The sequence below is a fragment of the Cupriavidus campinensis genome (assembly GCF_905397395.1).
GTDB lineage: Bacteria > Pseudomonadota > Gammaproteobacteria > Burkholderiales > Burkholderiaceae > Cupriavidus > Cupriavidus campinensis.
This window is the reverse complement of sequence record NZ_CAJPVH010000001.1, coordinates 184370-201513: the sequence shown is the minus strand read 5'-3', so window position 1 is coordinate 201513 and position 17144 is coordinate 184370. Positions and strand designations below refer to the sequence as shown.

Genomic DNA, 17144 nt, shown 5'->3' with positions numbered 1-17144 from the left:
CCCCCGCTTGTCGCCCCCGCTTGTCCCTGCTTGTCCCCCCATTTGGGGACAGTCAAAACGTGACAGCGCTGTTACAGTCGCGCGCAATGCTCCGGTCGACAAGTCCGGGCTAAACATCAAAAAAACGGGTCGGGTCCATGTTTTCACACTTCTCCGCTGGCGCACGCGCGTTCGGCATGGCTTTGCTTGCCGCTGCGGTGCTCACCGCCTGCGGTTCCGATGACAACGCTGCGCCGGCCACGCAGCCCACGCCAGCGGCCACCAAGGTGGTGGTCGATACGAGCAGCGCCACGCCGGTTGCCGGCGGCACGCTGACGCTGAAGGCGACGCTGCTGGCCGCCGACGGGAGCGAAGTCAAGGGCGCCAGTTTCGCCTGGACGTCTTCCGATGAATCGGTGGCCGTGGTCACCGCGGCTTCGGACAAGGCGCCGGCGGGGGTGTCGGCCTCGGTCTTCGTCGGCACCTATGCCACGGTCCAGACCCGGAATGCCGGGGAGGTCGATATCACCGCCACGGCGACGCTGGCCGATGGCACCCGGGCCACCTCCGTCACCCATCTGGTGGTACAGGCCGCGCCGGCCAAGTCGTACACGCTGACCCTGTCGCCGGCCAACCTGACCCTGACCGCTGGCGCGGCTGCACAGACCGTGACGGCAGCGGTGCGGCGCTCGGATGGCGTGGATGGCATCGCCGACCTGACCAACTGGACATGGACCACCGCCGATGCCACCTTCCCCGTGACGCCGGCAGCAGACGGCCATTCGGCACAGGTCAGCAGCCCGTCTTCGGCCACGCTGGCCGGCTCCGCAGTGCTTGCCGCCTGCGCGGACGCGCCCACCGGCACCCGCCTGTGCGCCAATGCCGCGCTGGCCCGTCCGGCCGCGCCGCCGCCGCCGACCTACACCGTAGGCGGCACGGTGTCCAACCTGGCCGTGGGCAAGAGCCTGATGCTGGGCGGGCCCAACGGCGATACGGCGCTCGTCAGCGCCAGCGGGGCGTTCTCGTTCCCGACTGCGCTGGTCGCCGGGGTGCCGTACGCGGTCACCGTGACCGGCCAGCCCGCCGGCCAGACCTGCACGGTCCAGAACGGCAGCGGCACCATCGCTGCCGCCAACGTCACCAACGTGGCGATTACCTGCGTGCAGGCCCAGTTCGTGGTAGTGGCCAACCGCCATGAACTGACCCTGTCGGTTTATCGGACGCATCCGGAGACCGGGGCGCTGACGGCCGTGCCGGGCAGCCCGTTCCCGACCCTCGTGCCGGTCAGCGACATCGCCTTCCTGCCGTCCGGGCGGATCGGGTACGCGGTGATGGCGGACAACAACTTGATCTTCCCGTTCGAACTGAATGCCGCCACCGGCGCGCTCACGCCCATGCCCGGCGCCAGTGTCCCCAGCACGCCGGCGCCGCAGGTCGTCGCGGTGGACCCGACGGGCCGGTGGCTCTACGTCGGCGCCCTTGGAATGCTGACGAGTTATGCCATCCAGCCCCTGACGTATGGCCTGACCAGCACGTCTGTCATTCCCGCCAGCGTGCCGACGATGCCGGCTGGGATCGCCGTGTCCCCGAACGGGCAAAACGTCTATGCCACGAACATTGACCTGGGCCATGTGTGGCGTCTGGCGGTCGATCCGGCTACCGGTGGGCTGGCGTCAGGCTCCGCGCTGTCATCGTTCGGCGTGCAGCCGACGGGAGTGGCCGTGTCGCCCAATGGCAGCACGCTGTACTTCACCAACCTGGACACCGGCACCCTCGGCATCGGAACGCTCAATGCCGCAGGCGAAATCGTCAACGACTTCGTGATGCCGACTTGGGGAACGGCACCCATCGACATTGCACTCGCGCCGTCCGGTCAGTTTGGCTATGTGCTCGACTCGGCGAGCGGCCGCATCGAGACGTTCCAGCTTGGCGGCTCGGGCGCTCCGGTGTCGCTCGGCGTGACTAACGCCAGTGCCAACGGCCTGCGCCTGCGCATCACAACGGATGGGCGCTTCCTGTACACGCCGTCCTTCAACGGCACGCTGTACGGCTTTGCGATCAACGCGGCGAGCGGCGCGCTGACGCCGGTGCCGGGCAGCCCGTTCGTCACGGGCAATAACAACGTTGCCATGGCGATCGTGCAGCCGACGCCCTAAGCCAGTCGGATTCATCCATTCAACACAGATTACGGGTCGGGTCTCATGTTTCCACGCTTCTCCGCTGGCGCACGCGCGTTCGGCATGGCTTTGCTTGCCGCTGCGGTGCTCACCGCCTGCGGCTCCGATGACAACACCACGCCGGCCCCCTCGGCCACGCCAGCCGCTACCAAGGTGGTGGTCGACACCACCAGCGGCGCGCCGGTGGCGGGCAGCAACTTGACGCTCAAGGCGACGCTGCTGGCCGCCGATGGCAGCGAGGTCAAGGGCGCCAGCTTCGCCTGGACGTCTTCGGATGAATCGGTCGCCGTGGTCACGGCGGCGTCGGACAAGGCGCCGGCGGGTGTTTCCGCTTCCGTCTTCGTCGGCACCTATGCCACCGTGCAGACCCGGAATGCCGGGGAAGTCGATATCACCGCCACCGCTACGCTGGCCGATGGCAGCCGCGCCACCTCCGTCACCCATCTGGTGGTACAGGCCGCGCCGGCCAAGTCGTACACGCTGACGCTGTCGCCCGCGAACCTGACCGTGACGGCTGGCGCAGCGCCGCAGACCGTGACGGCAGCGGTGCGGCGCTCGGATGGCGTGGATGGCATCGCCGACCTGACCAACTGGACGTGGAACACCGCCGATGCCACCTTCCCCGTGACTGCGGCAGCGGACGGCCATTCGGCACAGGTCAGCAGCCCGTCTTCGGCCACGCTGGCCGGCTCGGCCGTGCTGGCGGCCTGTGCGGACGCGCCCACCGGCACCCGGCTGTGCGCCAACGCGGCACTGGCTCGCCCAGCGGCGCCGCCCCCGACCTACAGCGTGGGCGGCACCGTGTCCGGGCTGGCGGCGGGCAAGAGCCTGCAACTGGCCGGGGTGAATGGGGATGCGGCGGTTGTCAGCGCGGATGGTGCCTTCACGGTGTCCAGCGGGCTGGCCGATGCGTCGAACTACACGGTCACCGTGTTCGCCCAGCCGGCCGGCCAGACCTGCACGATCCAGAACGACAGCGGCACCATCGCCGCCGCCAACGTCACCAACGTGGCGATCACCTGCGTGCAGGCGCAGTTCGTGGTGGTGGCCAACCGCAATGACCGGACCCTGTCGGTCTATCGGATCGACCCCGTTACCGGCGCGCTGGCCGCCGTGCCGGACAGCCCGTTCCCGACCGTGAATGAGGTCAACGACATCGCCTTCCTGCCGTCCGGGCGGGTGGGCTATGCGGTGATGGTGGATAACAACGCGATCGTCCCCTTCCAGCTGGATGCCGCCACCGGCAGGCTGACCATGATTGCGGCGGCGAGTGCCCCGACACCGCTCGCGCCTCAGGTCGTCGCGGTGGATCCGACAGGCCGGTATGTCTATGTCGGCGGCGTTGGTACGCTGACGAGCTTTGCCATCAATCCCGTGACGCAAGCCGCAGAGTTGACGTCAAGCCTGTCCGCAGGCGGGTCGGCCAGTGCGGGCGGGGTCGCGGTGTCCGCCGACGGGCAGAACGTCTATGCCACGAGCATCGCGGCGGACGCGTTGTGGCACGCCCCCGTCAGTGCGGCGACGGGCTCGCTTACGTTTGCCTACACCAGGTCATCGCTTGGCTTAGGGCCGATGGGGGCGGCCCTGTCACTCAATGGCAGCGCGCTGTACTTTGCCAACCGGGACACCAATAGCTTCGGCAGCTGCACGCTCGATGCCACAGGCGCGATTACGAGCGCCATGGACATGCTGATTGGGGTGTCGCGTCCCGTCGACGTCGCCGTCACGCCGTCGGGCCAGTTTGTCTATGTACTCGGTACAGGGAGCAACAACATCCAGACGATGCGGATCGACCCCACGTTTGGCCCCTTGCCGCTCGCCATCACCCCCGCCAGCATCAACGGCCAGCGCCTGCGCATCGAGCCGAACGGGCGCTTCCTGTACACGCCGTCGCTCAGCGGCACGCTGTACGGCTTCGCCATCGATGCGACGAGTGGCGCGCTGACACCGGTACCGGGCAGCCCGTTCGCCACGGGGAATATCAACGCCGGCATGGCGATTGTGCAGCCTACGCCATAAATCGGCGGTGTGACTAAGCCGTCCAGGCCTGCGCCGGGTTGCAGGCCAGGTAGCGCGCCGGTTCGGCAATGCCGAGCCGCGCGCGGGCCGCATCCAGCGGTTCGTGCAGCAGGGTTTCGTAGTCTTCCCCCAGCAGCCAGCCGGCACGGCGGCCCCGGCGGTAGCCTTCCAGCACCGCGCGGGCAAAGGCCGTGCTGCGGGAGACGCGCAGGCTTTTCAGGGCAGCGGCCACGGCGATGAAGGCCCAGCCGGTGCCGCCGGTCTGGGCGTAGCTGAAGGCCACCAGCGCCGCCTCGCCCAGGCTTTCGTCGGCGCGGTAGCCGGTCAGGACGTGCCAGATATCGTGGATGTCCCGCGTGCGGCGCCCAAACCACAAATAGGCGTCCTCCATCACCGGCTCCTGGTTCAGGTTCGACACCTTGGCCAGCCCGTCGGCGCTGTAGCCGGTTTTTTCCAGAAATTGCCGATAGGCGGCGCCCACGGTGCCCGGCGCGAAGCTGGCGATATAAGCCGGGTCGGTGAGACGCTCGGCCAGTTCGATGCGCTGGTAGGCCAGCCGCCGACCCTGCCGCGTACTGAGCAGGCGGCGGTAGTTCTTCGGCATGGCGGGGCCGTTCAGCGCCCGCATGATGAGGAAGACCTGCTCGGTGTCGTTGCCGTCCGCCAGCAGCTTGCGCACGGCGCGGAAGGCGGTGAGCAGGTCGCGCTGGTAGGGATCGGACGTGGTCGACGGGGAGGGGGAAGGCGAGGGGGAAGGCGAGGGGGAAGCAGAACTGGCCATGGCAGGCTCCTCGGTCATCACGGTCAGGCGGGCACGGCCGCGCGCAGGCTGGCGGCGGCGTTGCGCACGAAATCGACACTGGCCTCCACGGCCGTCACCGGCAGCATATGCCCGCCGGTCACCAATGTCAGCCGGGCTGCCGGCAGCTTGGCGACCAGCGCCTCGCCGTTCTCGCGGTAATCGAGGATGCGGTCCTCGCGGCCAAACAGGATGCTGACCGGCATTTTCAGGTCGCCATAGGTGGGCAGCAGCGGCGGCAGGCTGTGCGCCACGCCGTGCAGGTCTTCGGACGCCCCGAGGAAATGGCCAGGCCGCAGCCCCAGCAGGCCGCCGCCGCGCGTGGGGAAGTCCGCTGGCGCCGCGTCCGGGCCGAAGACGATCTGCATGACCTGCTCGCGGTTGCGGATCGACATCGGAATCAACAGCGTCCAGGCGATCAGCTTGCGCATCAGCGCGCTCTGCATCGTCATGGCCTTGAATACCGGCGAGACCACCTCGGGCAGATGGGTGAGCGGGGCGATCAGCGCCAGCCCGCCCACGCGGGCCGGATGATAGGTGGCCAGCGCCAGCGCGATGGCGCCGCCGAGCGAATGGCCGACCACCAGCGGCTGCTCCAGCCCGAGCTGGTCGATCAGTGCGGCCAGCGTGTCGGCCTGCGCGCGCAGGTCCGCCGGCGCGCCGGGGGCGCGGGTGGAATACCCGGCGCCGGGGCGGTCCACCGCAATCACGCGGTAGTCGCGCGCCAGCGGCGCGATCATGCCGTAGTCGAAATTGGCGAGCTGGCCGGCCAGGCCGTGCACCAGCAGCACCGGCTGCCCTTCGCCACGCTCCACCACGTGCAGGCGGGCGCCGGGCACCTCGACGAACCGGCCGGTGGGCGGCAGGGCCGCCTCGATCTTGCGCGCCGTGCGCCAGGTGAAGAGGAACAGCAGTGCCAGCGGCACCCCTAGCGCTATCGCTAGGACAAGTACGAGGATCAGCAGCATGTTCATGATTGGGCTTCGGCGAGGGGGTCTGGGGTGGGCATCGTGGTGGCCTGCGTGGTGTCGAAGCGGAGCACGCCATCGTCGATGCGGCCATGGCGGATGGTCAGCATGTCCATCAGATAGTTCTGATACACGCGCCACGGCTTGCGGTGGCCCTGGCGCGGCAGCACGGCGGCGGCGCGCTGCACGTAGCCGGAACTGAAATCGAGGAAGGGCACGCGCTGCACGTCCGGCTCCACCTGCGGCAGGGCGTAGCGATGGCCATGGCGATCCATGTACTTGAGCAGCCGGCAGACGTACTCGGCGGTCAGGTCGGCCTTCAGCGTCCAGGACGCATTGGTATAGCCGAAGGCCAGCACCAGGTTCGGCACGTTGCTCAGCATCATGCCCTTGTAGGCAAGCAGCTCGGACGGCCGGCGCGGCTGGCCATCCACATGGACGGCGATGTCCCCGAGCATGTTCAGCTTGAGCCCGGTGGCCACCACCACCAGATCGGCCGGCAGCGTCTGGCCGGACTTCAGCACGATGCCATCTTCGGTAAAGCGTTCGATCTGGTCGGTGACGATGGAGGCGCGGCCGTTACGGATCGACTGGAACAGGTCGCCATCGGGCACCAGGCAGACGCGCTGGTCCCATGGGTTGTAGCGCGGGGTCAGGTGCGTGGCGACGTCGAAGCCCGGCTGGAGCTGCGCGGCGGCCATGCTGACCAGCCGCTGCTTGACGCGCTCGGGCCGGCGGCGGGCGAGCTGGAAGAAGAACATCCCCAGCAGCACGTTTTTCCAGCGTGTGGCGCGGTAGGCCAGCCGCTCCGGCAGCACGCGCCGCAGCTGGTTGGCGATGGCGTCCTCGCCGGGGCGGGTCACGATATAGGTCGGGGAGCGCTGGAGCATGGTCACGTGCGCGGCGGTCTCGGCCATGGCCGGCACCAACGTCACGGCGGTGGCGCCGCTGCCGATCACCACCACGCGCTTATCGGTGTAGTCGATCGACGGATCCCAGAACTGCGGATGCACCATCTGGCCCCGGAAGGTTTCCTCGCCGGGGAAGGCGGGGCGGTGCCCTTCGGCATAGCTGTAATAGCCGGCGCAGACGTAGAGGAAGCGGGCGCGCAGCCGTATGTGGGTGGCGTGGGTGCCGTCGGGTACACGTTCGGCGTCGATGGTCCAGCAGGCGTCACGGCTGTCCCACGCCGCGCCCACCACCTTGTGGCCGAAGCGGATGTGGGGCGTGATGCCGGCTTCCTCGGCGGTTTCCTGGATGTAGCGCAGGATCGACGGCCCGTCCGCAATGGCCTTGGCGCCGCGCCACGGCTTGAAGCGGTAGCCGAGGGTGTACATGTCGGAGTCCGACCGGATGCCGGGGTAGCGGAACAGGTCCCAGGTGCCGCCCAGGGTCTCGCGGGCTTCGAGGATGGCGTAGCGCTTGTCGGGGCAGCGCTGCTGGAGCTGGCGGGCGGCGCCGATGCCGGACAGGCCGGCGCCGACGATCAGGACATCGAGGACTGCGTCATCGGAAGTGGGGGCGGTCATGACGGGCATCCGGATCTTGGGAGTTCTGACAACATAGGTTGTCAGACGCCATCTGACAATAGGGAATGTCATACTGGCGCCCATGACTGCCGAGCTGATCCCTGCCCGCCGCTATCGCGGCGCCGAAGCCGAAGAGCGCCGCGCCCAGCGCCGTGCCCAACTGATTGCCGCTGCCGTGCAGGTCTACGGCGAGCGCGGCTACCAGAACGCCACGGTCAAGGCCGTGTGCGAAGCCGCCGGCCTGACCGAGCGTTACTTCTACGAATCGTTCGCCAATAGCGAAGCGCTGCTGCTGGCTTCGTTTGAAACGGTCACGCATCGGCTGCTGCTGCGCATCGAGCAGGCGGGCGAGGATGCCGGCGGCGACGGCGAACATCGCGCGCTGGCCATCCTGCGTGCTTATTTCGGCACATTGCAGTGCGAGCCGCGCTCGGCCCGGGTGTTCCTGGTGGAGATCCGGGGTGTGAGCCGGCTGGTGGACGAAGCGCTGGGCCGGTCGCTGCGCGAATTCGGCGGACTGCTCGCCCGTACGCTGCTCCCGGGTGCCCCGGAGCCCGATCCGATGCTGCTGGCCGGCGTGGCGGGCGGCATCATCCACGTGGCGCTGCACTGGATTCGGCACGGGCACGTACCCGATGTGGACACCGTGGCGGCCACCGCGCTCCAGTTGGCGTTGGTACTGAGGGCAGGCGCGCGGAACTGAATCGGAATTTCTTGATTTATTTGCCTGGGGCAACAAATAATTTGCCTCAGGCAAATAAATCGTCCTCGACATGTCTCCCAATCCGCAAGTGCTGGCGCGCGCCGAAACCGTGCGCCGCTTCAATCGCTTCTACACCCGCCAGATCGGCCTGCTGCACGAGCATCTGCTGGAAAGCGAGTTTTCCCTCACCGAAGCCCGCATCCTCTATGAGCTGGCCCATCGCACGGGCCTGACCTCGTCCGACCTGTGCCGCGAGCTGGGGCTGAACGCGGGCTACCTGAGCCGCGTGATTGCCGGCTTCGAGAAGCAGGGGCTGGTGGCCAAGACCCGCTCGCAGGCGGACGCACGCGTCAGTGAACTGGCGCTGACCGATGCCGGCCGGGCGACCTTCGAGGTGCTGAACCTGGCCTCGCGCAACGAGGTGACGGGGATGCTCGGCCGCATGACCGAGTCCAGCCAGCAGCAGTTGGTGGAGGCCATGACGCAGATCGAAGCCCTGCTAGGCGAATCGACCCCGAGCTACATCCTGCGCGACCCGCAGCCGGGCGACATGGGCTGGGTCGTGCGCCAGCAGGCGGTGCTGTACACGCGCGAGTACGGCTGGAATAGCGAGTTCGAGGCGCTGGTGGCGGAGATCGTCGCCAAGTACCTGCGCGACTACGACCCGAGCGGCGAGCGCTGCTGGATTGCGGAGAAGGACGGCAAGGCGGTGGGTTCCGTCTTCGTCGTGCGGCACGACGCGGAGACCGCCCAGCTACGCATGCTCTATGTGGATGCCAGCGCGCGCGGGCTGGGTATCGGCCATCGGCTGGTGGATGAGTGCCTGCGCTTTGCCCGGACGGCCGGCTACAAGCGGATGATGCTGTGGACCAACAGCATCCTGACCGACGCCCGCAAGATCTACGAAAAGGCCGGCTTCACGCTGGTGGAGGAGGAGGCCCATCACAGCTTCGGCAAGGATCTCGTCGGCCAGATCTGGGCGCGGGACCTGTGAGGGGCAGCCACTCGGCCATCGTCGCTGCCGCGCTGACCGGCATCCTGGTGGGGGCGGCGATGGTGTCGACCCGGGCGGTGTCCGCCGATGCGTCGCCGGCCACGCTGGCCTTCCTGCGCTATCTGATTGGCCTGTGCGTGCTGGCGGGGCCGGCCTGGCTCGGCACCCGGACCCCGACTCGATTCGCCTGGAAAGATGCGGCGGTGCTCGCCGCGCTGGGCGTGTTCCAGTTCGCCGTGCTGATCGTGTTGCTGAACCACGCGCTCGGCGTGCTCTCGGCCACCACCTGCGCGCTGGTGTTCTCGACCATGCCGCTGTTCACGATGCTGCTGGCCGTGCTGAGCGGGCAGGAGGCGTTCAGCCTGCCCAAGCTGACGGGGCTGGTTTGCGCCGTCTCGGGCGTGGCGGTGTTGCTGCATGGGGCGCCCCTCGGTGGCACCGCTGGCGTAGGCGGCGGCACGCATCTCGGGGCGATGGCCGCGCTGATCGGCGCGACCGTGATCGGCGCCGTGTGCAGCCTGCTGGTTCGGCCCTTGCTCCAGTGCTATCCCGCCTTGCCGACCAGCGTGCTGGCGATGTGCGCGGCGGTGGTGTTCCTGCTGGCGCTCTGCGCGACGACCGGGCAGCCGCTGTGGCCGTCCTTGTCGTCGACGCAGTGGGGGCATGTCGCCTTTATCGGGCTGTCCAGCGGCGTGGGGTACTTTTGCTGGCTCTGGGCGCTGACGCGGCTGGAGGCGAGCCGGGTCGTCGGCTTCCAGGCGCTGGGACCGGTGACGGCGGCGGTGCTGGAACTGCTGGTGGGCCGCCAGTGGCCCTCGTGGTCACTGCTGATGTCGATTGCGCTGGTGGTCAGCGGGCTGCTGATCACCCAGCAGGGCCGCCGCCCCTCAGGATCAGGTGCCCGCCGCCAGCCGGGCCTGCTCGAGGAAGGAGCGGATCACGCTGGCCCCGGGCGACGTCCGGCGCCATAGCAGGCCGAAGCGGCGCGGCTCCGGCTCGATCGGCAGGGTCAGCTTGGCGATATGGAGCCCGGCGGTCAGCGGCGAGGCGATGTCCGGCACCAGCGACACCCCGAGCCCACGGTCCACCATCATGGCGATAGCCAGCAGCGAACTCAGCTCGAAGCGCTCCTGCGCGGGCGTGATGCCGGCGCGGCGCAGATAGTCGCTGGCCTGCTTGCCGCCGCCCAGGCTGCGGTCATAGCGGATCAGGGGCCGGGTGCGCAGGAGTTCGTGCGGATCGGCGTCGCGGTCCTGCGCGGGCGCCAGCACCACCAGCGGCTCCTGCCGCAGCAAATCCCAGGCGAAGGTCTTGGGGAGGGCGAAGGGCGGATGCAGGCAGACCGCGGCATCGAGTGACTCATCCTTCACCGCATCGAACAATTCGTGGGACAGCGCCGAGCGGATATGCACCGACACCCCGGGGTGCACCGCCGCGAACCGCGCGAGCGCGTCTGGCAGCAGGCTGTGCAGCGCGGTGTTGATCGTGCCGATGCGCAGTTCGCGCACGGCATCCGCCTGATTCACCCATCCCCTCAGTTCATCCACTTCCCGCAGCAGCGTTACGCAACGCGCCGCCAGCCTTCGCCCGGACTCGGTGGGCGCCACGGTACGGCCGGCCCGCCCCAGCAGCGTGGTGCCGAGTTGCCGCTCCAGCACCTGGATCTGCTGCGAGATCGCCGCCGGCGTCACATTGAGCCGCCGCGCGGCTTCTGCCAGCGTGCCGGTCTCCACCACCAGCGCGAAAGCCTTCAGGTAAGCGGTTTCCATAGAAGTTCTAATGTACGAACGTAGTAAAGGATAGTTTATCTTTTTCATCGATTCACGGACACTGCCTGTCACCCCCACGGAGATACGGTATTCGCCATGAGAAGCAAGCTGTTCGTGCCCGGTTCCCGCCCCGAGTTTTTCGCCAAGGCGCTGGCCAGCGATGCCGACGCGCTGTCCTTCGACCTGGAAGATGCGGTGGCCGAGGAGAAGAAGGGCGAGGCCCGCGCGCTGCTCTCCGGCCTGCTGCGTGCCGCCGAGACGCGCGCCAGTACCAAGACGCTGATCGTGCGCGTGAATAGGCTCGATACGTCACATTTCGAGGCCGATCTGGCAGCGGTGGTCGTACCGGGTTTGCATCTGGTCAACCTGCCCAAGCCGGAGAGCGCCGATGACGTGCGCCGTGCGGCGGCAGCCATCGAGCAGGCCGAGCGGGCGAATGGGTTTGGCGATGGCCAAGGCACCGTTGGCAAGGTCGGGCTGCTGCTGAATATCGAAACGCCTCGGGCGCTGCGGCTGGCCGCCGAGCTGGCCGGCGCCCATCCGCGCGTGGCGGGCCTCCAGCTTGGGCTGGGCGACCTGTTCGAGCCGGCCGGCGTGCATCGACGCAACACGGCGGCGATTGCCTCCGCCATGTTCGCCGTGCGGATGGCGGCTGCCGAGGCCGGTGTCTATGCCTACGACACGGTGTTCGCCAATATCCGCGACACCGAGGGCTTCCGTGCCGAGGCCGAGATGTCCCGCCAGATGGGATTCCTGGGCAAGAGCTGCATCCACCCGAGCCAGATTGCACTGGCCAACGAGGTCTACCGGCCGTCCGACGAGGAAATCGCCCACGCGCTGCGTGTGGTGGCCGCTGCCGAAGAGGCGGACGCCAAGGGCGTGGGTGCCTATGTGGTGGACGGCAAGATGATCGATCCCCCGTTTGTGCGCCGCGCGCAGGCGATTGTCGAGATTGGCCGGAGGCTTGGATTGATCCCCGCCTGATCGGATTCCCCCCGCATTCCTACATAAAAAACACAGGAGACAAACACCATGACGAATCCATCGTCGCTGCGTGCCGTGGTATGCCTTGGCCTGATCGCCGCAACCGCCTCTATGACCGCGCCGGCCCTGGCCGCCGAGGGCGCCTACCCCTCCAAGCCCATCACCCTGATCGTGCCGTACCCGCCGGGGGGCTCGAACGACATCTTCGCGCGCATCGTGGCCAAGGAGATCGGCGAGGAACTGAAGCAGCCCGTGGTCATCGACAACCGGCCCGGCGCGAGCGGCAACACCGGCACCGGGCTGGCGGCCAAGGCCGCGCCGGACGGCTACACGCTCGTCGCGGTGTCCTCCAGCATGACCACCAACGCGGCCATCCAGAGCAAGCTGCCGTTCGATGCCGTGAAGAGCTTCGCGCCGGTGGCGATGGTGGCCCACGGGCCGTTCATCGTGGCGGTCAGCAATGACTTCCCGGCCAAGACGCCGCAGGAGTTGATCAACGCCATCCGCGCCAATCCCGGCAAGTACAACTACGCGTCGTCCGGCCCGGGCAGCGTGAACCAGTTCGGCACCGAGCTGCTCAAGGCGCAGGCCGGCAAGCTGGCCATCACGCACGTGCCGTACCGGGGCATGGGCCCGGCCGTGACCGACCTGATCGGCAACCAGACCCAGCTGCTGATTTCCAGCGGGCCCTCCCTGCTGCCGATGGTGCGCGCCGGCAAGGTCCGCGCCGTGGGTATTACCAGCCTGAGGCCGAGCCCGATTGCGCCGGATCTGGTGCCGATGGCCACCGCCGTGCCCGGCTACGAGTTCGAACTCTGGTGGGGCTTCCTGGCGCCCGCTGGCACCCCGCCGGCGATTGTCGCGCGGCTCAATGCGGCGGTGAATCAGGCGCTGGCCAAGCCCGCCGTCAAGGAGGCGATCCTGAAGGAAGGCGCCGAGGTCACGCCGGGCACGCCGCAGAAGTTCGGCGAGACGATTGCCGCCGATGTGACCCGCTGGAAGGCGCTGGCCAAGCAGCAGAACATCGTCGCGGATTGAGTATTGAGAGATTTTTCGGAGCAAGTATGCAACCCAACACCAATGGCCAAGCCACGAGCCAAGCCACGGACTTCGGCACGCAGCGGGCAGGACAGCCCGGCCCGCTGAGCGGCGTGCGCGTGCTGGACCTGAGCGCCTATATCGCGGGGCCGTACGGCTGCTCGCTCTTGGCGGATCAGGGCGCGGACGTCATCAAGGTGGAGCCGCCCGTCGGCGACAACCTGCGCAAGTACCCGTCCACGCTGGAGTCGGAGTCCCGCGCATTCCTGGGCGTGAACCGCAGCAAGCTGGGCGTGGTGCTCGACCTGAAGGCCCCGGCCGATCTGGACCGGCTGCTGGCGCTGGTGCGCGAGTCCGATGTGCTGGTGCATAACTTCCGGCCCAGCGTGCCGGGGCGGCTGGGCATTGGCTACGCGCAGCTGGCCGCCGTCAATCCGCGCCTGATCTACTGCGCGGTCACCGGCTACGGCGAGGCCGGGCCGCTCAAGGACAAGGCCGGCTACGACCAGGTGCTGCAAACCATGACCGGCATGTGCACGCTGCAGGGCAAGCACGGCGGGCCGCCCGAGATCCTGTACGGCTCGGTGGTGGACTACTACGCCTCGGCGCTGGTGGCGGGCGGCGTGGCGTCCGCGCTCTATGAGCGGGAGAAGAGTGGGGTGGGGCAGTACGTGGGCGTGTCGCTGCTGCGCGCGGCGCTGACCATGCAGTCAGCCCGCATGGTCTGGGCCGACTCGGAGCCGCGCGACGTGGGGCGCGACATGCGCTCGGGCGGCATCACCGGCATCCATCCCACCCGGGACGGCTATCTCTACATCTCGGCCAACACCCCGCACTTCTGGCGCGCCCTGTGCGAGAAGACGGGTTTGGGGGAGTTGCTCTCGACCGACCGCTACGACAGCGTGCGCAAGCGCGCCCAGCATCAGGGCGAAATCCTGCCCAAGCTGCACGCGGCCCTGCAGCAGCGGTCGGCGCTGGAATGGGAGGCCGAGTTCGGCGAGGAAGTGCCCTGCGCGGCGGCGCGCTCGGTGGAAGACATGTTCGATTTCCCGCAGGTGCTGGCCGAAGAGATGGTGACCACGTTCGACCACCCGGTGGTGGGCCGCTATCGCGGCTTTACGCGCGCCGTGAAATTTGGCCGCACGCCGGGGCCGGAGCCGTTTGCCGCGCCGGCGCTGGACCAGCATGGGGACACCGTCCGCGAGGCGGCCGACCGGCTGGCCGGCCGTGGCTGAGGGGGAGACCGAGGCTGGCTTCCAGCCCGTGCCGAACAGCACGGCCAGCGCCGCGCCACGCAGCACGGCATGGCCGGACGCCTGCGACGCCCATCTCCATATCTACGACGCACGCTTCCCGGCCATCGCCCCGGCTGTGGCCAACGCCACCGTGGCGGACTACCGGCGGGTGCAGGCGCTGCTGGGCACGCGTCGCGCGGTGATCGTCCAGCCCCGCTGCTACGGCACCGATCACAGCTGCACCCTCGATGCGATCCGCCAGCTTAGCCTCGCCAACACGCGCGGCGTGGGGGTGGTGCGGCCCGATGTGTCCGATGACACCCTGCAGGCGCTCCATGCCGGCGGCATCCGGGGCATCCGCTTCTCGTTGTACACCCCGGCCCACGCCGTGGTGGGCTTCGAGATGGTGGAGACGCTGGCGCACCGCATCGCCGAACTGGGCTGGCATCTGCAACTGCACTGGACCGCCGACCAGATCGTCGCCCATGGCGACCTGCTGGCGCGGCTGCCCACGCCGCTGGTGTTCGACCATCTGGCCCGCCTGCCGCTGCCCGGTGGCACGGCGCATCCGGCGTTCGCGCTGGTGTCCGGGCTGCTGGCGAAGGGCCGTGCGTGGCTGAAGCTGTCCGGCGCCTATCTGGATTCGATGGTCGGCGCCGGCGGTGGGTATGCCGATATCGCCCCAGTGGCCCGGGCGTGGGTGCAGGCGGCGCCGGAACGGCTCGTCTGGGGCAGCGACTGGCCCCATTCCACGGAGCCGCACGCCAAGCCGGACGACGCCTTGCTGTTCGACCTGCTGGCCGATTGGGCCGGCACCGAGTCGGCGCGCCGCCGCATCCTGGTGGACAACCCCGCCGCGCTGTACGGATTCGAGGCGCCATAAACGCCAACACAATAAAACTTCGGAGACATTCATGAGCAAGACCCTGCAGCGCCTCGGCAAGGCCGTGGCCACCCTCGTCGCGGCCGTGCCGCTCGCCGCTTTCGCCTTCCCGGACAAGCCCATCCGCATGGTGGTGCCGTACTCGGCCGGCGGCGGGGCGGACAACACCGCGCGGGTAGTCGCCCAGAAGGTGGGCGAACTCCTCGGCCAGACCGTGGTGATCGACAACAAGCCGGGTGCCGGCGGCGTGATCGGTGCGGATGCCGTGGCGAAGGCCCCGGCGGATGGCTACACCGTGCTCTACGACGCCTCCGCCTTCGCCGTGAACGGCGCGCTGCGCAAGCTGCCGTTCGACCCATCGGCCGATTTCATCCCGATTTCGCTGGTCGCCACGGCGCCGCAGATCCTGGTGGTGGCCACCAACGCGCCCTACAAGACCGTGGCCGAGTTCATCGCTGCCGCCAGGAAGACGCCCGGCAAGCTGACTTACGCGTCCGCTGGCGCCGGCACGGGCTCCCACCTGGCCGCCGAGATGTTCAACGAGCAGGGCAAGATTGAACTGCTTCATGTGCCCTACAAGGGTGGCGCGCCGGCGCTGACCGATGTGATGGGCGGGCAAGTGGCGTCCTACTTCGGCAACACCGCCTCCACGCTCCAGTACGTGACGGGCGGCAAGCTGCGCGCGCTGGCGGTGACCTCGAAGACGCGCCTCAAGGCGCTGCCCGATACGCCGACGCTGGCCGAGAGCGCCATGCCGAACTACGAGGTGCTGGAGTGGAACGGCGTCTTCGTGCCCAAGGGCACGCCGCCGGACCGTGTGCAGGCCATCGCGAGCGCCGTGCAGAAGGCCGTGGCGGACCCGGCGGTGCGCGCCAAGCTCCAGCAGGCCGGGCTCGATCCGGTGGGCAACACGCCGCAGGCGTTCAAGAGCTTCCTCCACACCGAATCGACGCGCTGGCAGGCGCTGGTCAAGGCGCGCGGGATTCGGGTGGAGTAAGTTCCTGGCGCTCGGCTTCGGCAGCGGGCACGAAGCGCCGCTGCCGCATCCACTTCGTCGCCACCCATTTCTCGCCGGCCAGCACTTCGGCAGCCGCATGCAAGGTGCGGCCATCGAGTTGGCCGTGGTCGTCGCAGTACTCGAAGTACAGCGCATTGCCCTTGCGCGGCACCACGGACAGGCCGATCTCGGGGAAGAGCGTTTCCCCGCCCGCTGGCACGTCGTTCAGGTAGATCACCATCGTGCTCACGCGCTGCCCGCTGCGGGCGATCGACGCCTGGTTGGCGGCGTTGTTCGGCATCAGGAAGTCGAAGTGCGGGCGGCTCTGCGCCCCCGGCGCATAACGCAGCACCTGCAAGCCCTCGCCGTTCTCCATCGGCATCTGCATCAGGGCGGAGATGCGGGCGTCGAGGGTGGCCAGCCACGGCGCCTCGGCCAGGCGGAAGAACATGCCCTCGCTGGTGCGGTCCGGGCTCACGATGTGCTCGCCGGTGCGCGGATCGACCAGGGTGGAGGGCGCCAGGCGCGGCCGTGCCTCGGCCATCAATGCATCGCACTCCTCATCACTGAGCACGCCTTCGAGCACGGCCACCACGGGGCGCTCGGTGCGGGACAGCACGGGTATGTTGCGGTCGCCGCCGTGCAGCACCGACGCGCGCGGCAGCCGGGGTTGGGCGGGCGTCGTGGCCGGGGCGGCGCGCGCCACCGTGATGCTGCCCTCCGGCATCGGCAGCCCCTCGCGCAGCACGCGGGCGAAGGCCTCCACCAGTTCCCGCGCCACGTCCGGCGCAAAGCGCTGCGCGGCCAGCGCGCGCACCAGCTCATCCGGGCGGCCGCCGCGCTGCAGGGCCTGGACGATCCAGTCGCGCAACTCGGCGGTGAAATGCAGCGTGGCAAGCTGGCGCGGCGGGGTGGCCGCAGAGTGAGCAGAGGCGGGTGCAGAGGCGGGGGCCATGGGTTGGGGCGAGGCGTGCATGGGACGGCATGGGTAGCGGGCGGCGCCAGTATCCCGGCATTGCATACGGGTTGCAACCCGTTGCCGGCTTGAAATTTTCTGTAACTTTCGCGTG

At 68.7% G+C, this 17144-nt stretch carries 15 protein-coding genes; 10 read left to right on the top strand and 5 right to left on the bottom strand.

From position 1 onward, the window contains the following. The first annotated feature begins 176 nt into the window (after positions 1-176). Together KHO18_RS00910 and KHO18_RS00905 are read left to right on the top strand one after the other, a co-directional pair. Complete coding sequence (locus tag KHO18_RS00910; protein ID WP_186296851.1) at positions 177-2135, top strand: beta-propeller fold lactonase family protein; 1959 nt, start codon at positions 177-179, stop codon at positions 2133-2135. Positions 2136-2219: 84 nt separating this feature from the next. Continuing rightward, positions 2220-4175 (top strand): lactonase family protein, encoded by a 1956-nt coding sequence (locus KHO18_RS00905; protein WP_211942611.1) that lies wholly within the window; start codon positions 2220-2222, stop codon positions 4173-4175. Positions 4176-4188: 13 nt separating this feature from the next. On the opposite strand, the gene KHO18_RS00900 is transcribed toward KHO18_RS00905, so the two are convergent. The 3 genes from KHO18_RS00900 to KHO18_RS00890 are packed head-to-tail and all read right to left on the bottom strand — an operon-like array spanning position 4189 to position 7471. Continuing rightward, positions 4189-4956 carry a Coq4 family protein gene (locus KHO18_RS00900; protein WP_144198315.1) on the bottom strand — a complete coding sequence of 256 codons (768 nt, stop codon included), beginning with the start codon at positions 4954-4956 and terminating at the stop codon, positions 4189-4191. A 23-nt stretch (positions 4957-4979) separates the two neighbouring features. Next, positions 4980-5948, bottom strand: coding sequence for an alpha/beta fold hydrolase (locus tag KHO18_RS00895; protein ID WP_211942610.1), 969 nt, complete (start codon positions 5946-5948; stop codon positions 4980-4982). After that, positions 5945-7471 carry a flavin-containing monooxygenase gene (locus tag KHO18_RS00890; protein WP_211942609.1) on the bottom strand — a complete coding sequence of 509 codons (1527 nt, stop codon included), beginning with the start codon at positions 7469-7471 and terminating at the stop codon, positions 5945-5947. Before KHO18_RS00890 ends, KHO18_RS00895 begins: the two co-directional genes overlap by 4 nt. Before the next feature lie 73 nt (positions 7472-7544). Here KHO18_RS00890 and KHO18_RS00885 point away from each other — a divergent pair, with 73 nt between their 5' ends. From KHO18_RS00885 to KHO18_RS00875, 3 genes are all read left to right on the top strand, one after another. Then, complete coding sequence (locus tag KHO18_RS00885; protein WP_144198318.1) at positions 7545-8174, top strand: TetR/AcrR family transcriptional regulator; 630 nt, start codon at positions 7545-7547, stop codon at positions 8172-8174. 70 nt (positions 8175-8244) lie between these two features. Further along, entirely contained in the window at positions 8245-9168 is a 924-nt protein-coding gene (locus KHO18_RS00880; RefSeq protein WP_211942608.1) for a bifunctional helix-turn-helix transcriptional regulator/GNAT family N-acetyltransferase, read from the top strand. Then, a complete protein-coding gene (locus KHO18_RS00875) occupies positions 9165-10139 on the top strand; it encodes a DMT family transporter (RefSeq protein ID WP_244844422.1) in 975 nt (324 codons plus the stop codon). Before KHO18_RS00880 ends, KHO18_RS00875 begins: the two co-directional genes overlap by 4 nt. Here KHO18_RS00875 and KHO18_RS00870 read toward each other — a convergent pair. Beyond that, positions 10062-10937 (bottom strand): LysR substrate-binding domain-containing protein, encoded by an 876-nt coding sequence (locus tag KHO18_RS00870; protein WP_211942607.1) that lies wholly within the window; start codon positions 10935-10937, stop codon positions 10062-10064. The genes KHO18_RS00875 and KHO18_RS00870 overlap by 78 nt on opposite strands. Positions 10938-11033: 96 nt before the next feature. Between KHO18_RS00870 and KHO18_RS00865 the strand changes: the two genes are divergently transcribed. The 5 genes from KHO18_RS00865 to KHO18_RS00845 are packed head-to-tail and all read left to right on the top strand — an operon-like array spanning position 11034 to position 16074. After that, positions 11034-11921, top strand: a complete 888-nt coding sequence (locus KHO18_RS00865) for an HpcH/HpaI aldolase/citrate lyase family protein (RefSeq protein WP_211942606.1) — start codon at positions 11034-11036, stop codon at positions 11919-11921. Between the two features lie 48 nt (positions 11922-11969). Next, positions 11970-12959, top strand: a complete 990-nt coding sequence (locus KHO18_RS00860; protein ID WP_144198322.1) for a tripartite tricarboxylate transporter substrate binding protein — start codon at positions 11970-11972, stop codon at positions 12957-12959. A gap of 26 nt (positions 12960-12985) precedes the next feature. Beyond that, positions 12986-14194: a CaiB/BaiF CoA transferase family protein gene (locus KHO18_RS00855; RefSeq protein WP_211942605.1), complete on the top strand. Its 1209-nt coding sequence runs from the start codon at positions 12986-12988 to the stop codon at positions 14192-14194. After that, entirely contained in the window at positions 14145-15077 is a 933-nt protein-coding gene (locus KHO18_RS00850) for an amidohydrolase family protein (RefSeq protein WP_211942604.1), read from the top strand. Before KHO18_RS00855 ends, KHO18_RS00850 begins: the two co-directional genes overlap by 50 nt. A 31-nt stretch (positions 15078-15108) precedes the next feature. Beyond that, positions 15109-16074 carry a tripartite tricarboxylate transporter substrate binding protein gene (locus tag KHO18_RS00845; protein ID WP_144198325.1) on the top strand — a complete coding sequence of 322 codons (966 nt, stop codon included), beginning with the start codon at positions 15109-15111 and terminating at the stop codon, positions 16072-16074. Here the strand turns inward: KHO18_RS00845 and KHO18_RS00840 are convergent. Then, positions 16046-17029 (bottom strand): 2OG-Fe(II) oxygenase, encoded by a 984-nt coding sequence (locus KHO18_RS00840; protein ID WP_211942603.1) that lies wholly within the window; start codon positions 17027-17029, stop codon positions 16046-16048. The genes KHO18_RS00845 and KHO18_RS00840 overlap by 29 nt on opposite strands. Positions 17030-17144 lie beyond the last annotated feature (115 nt).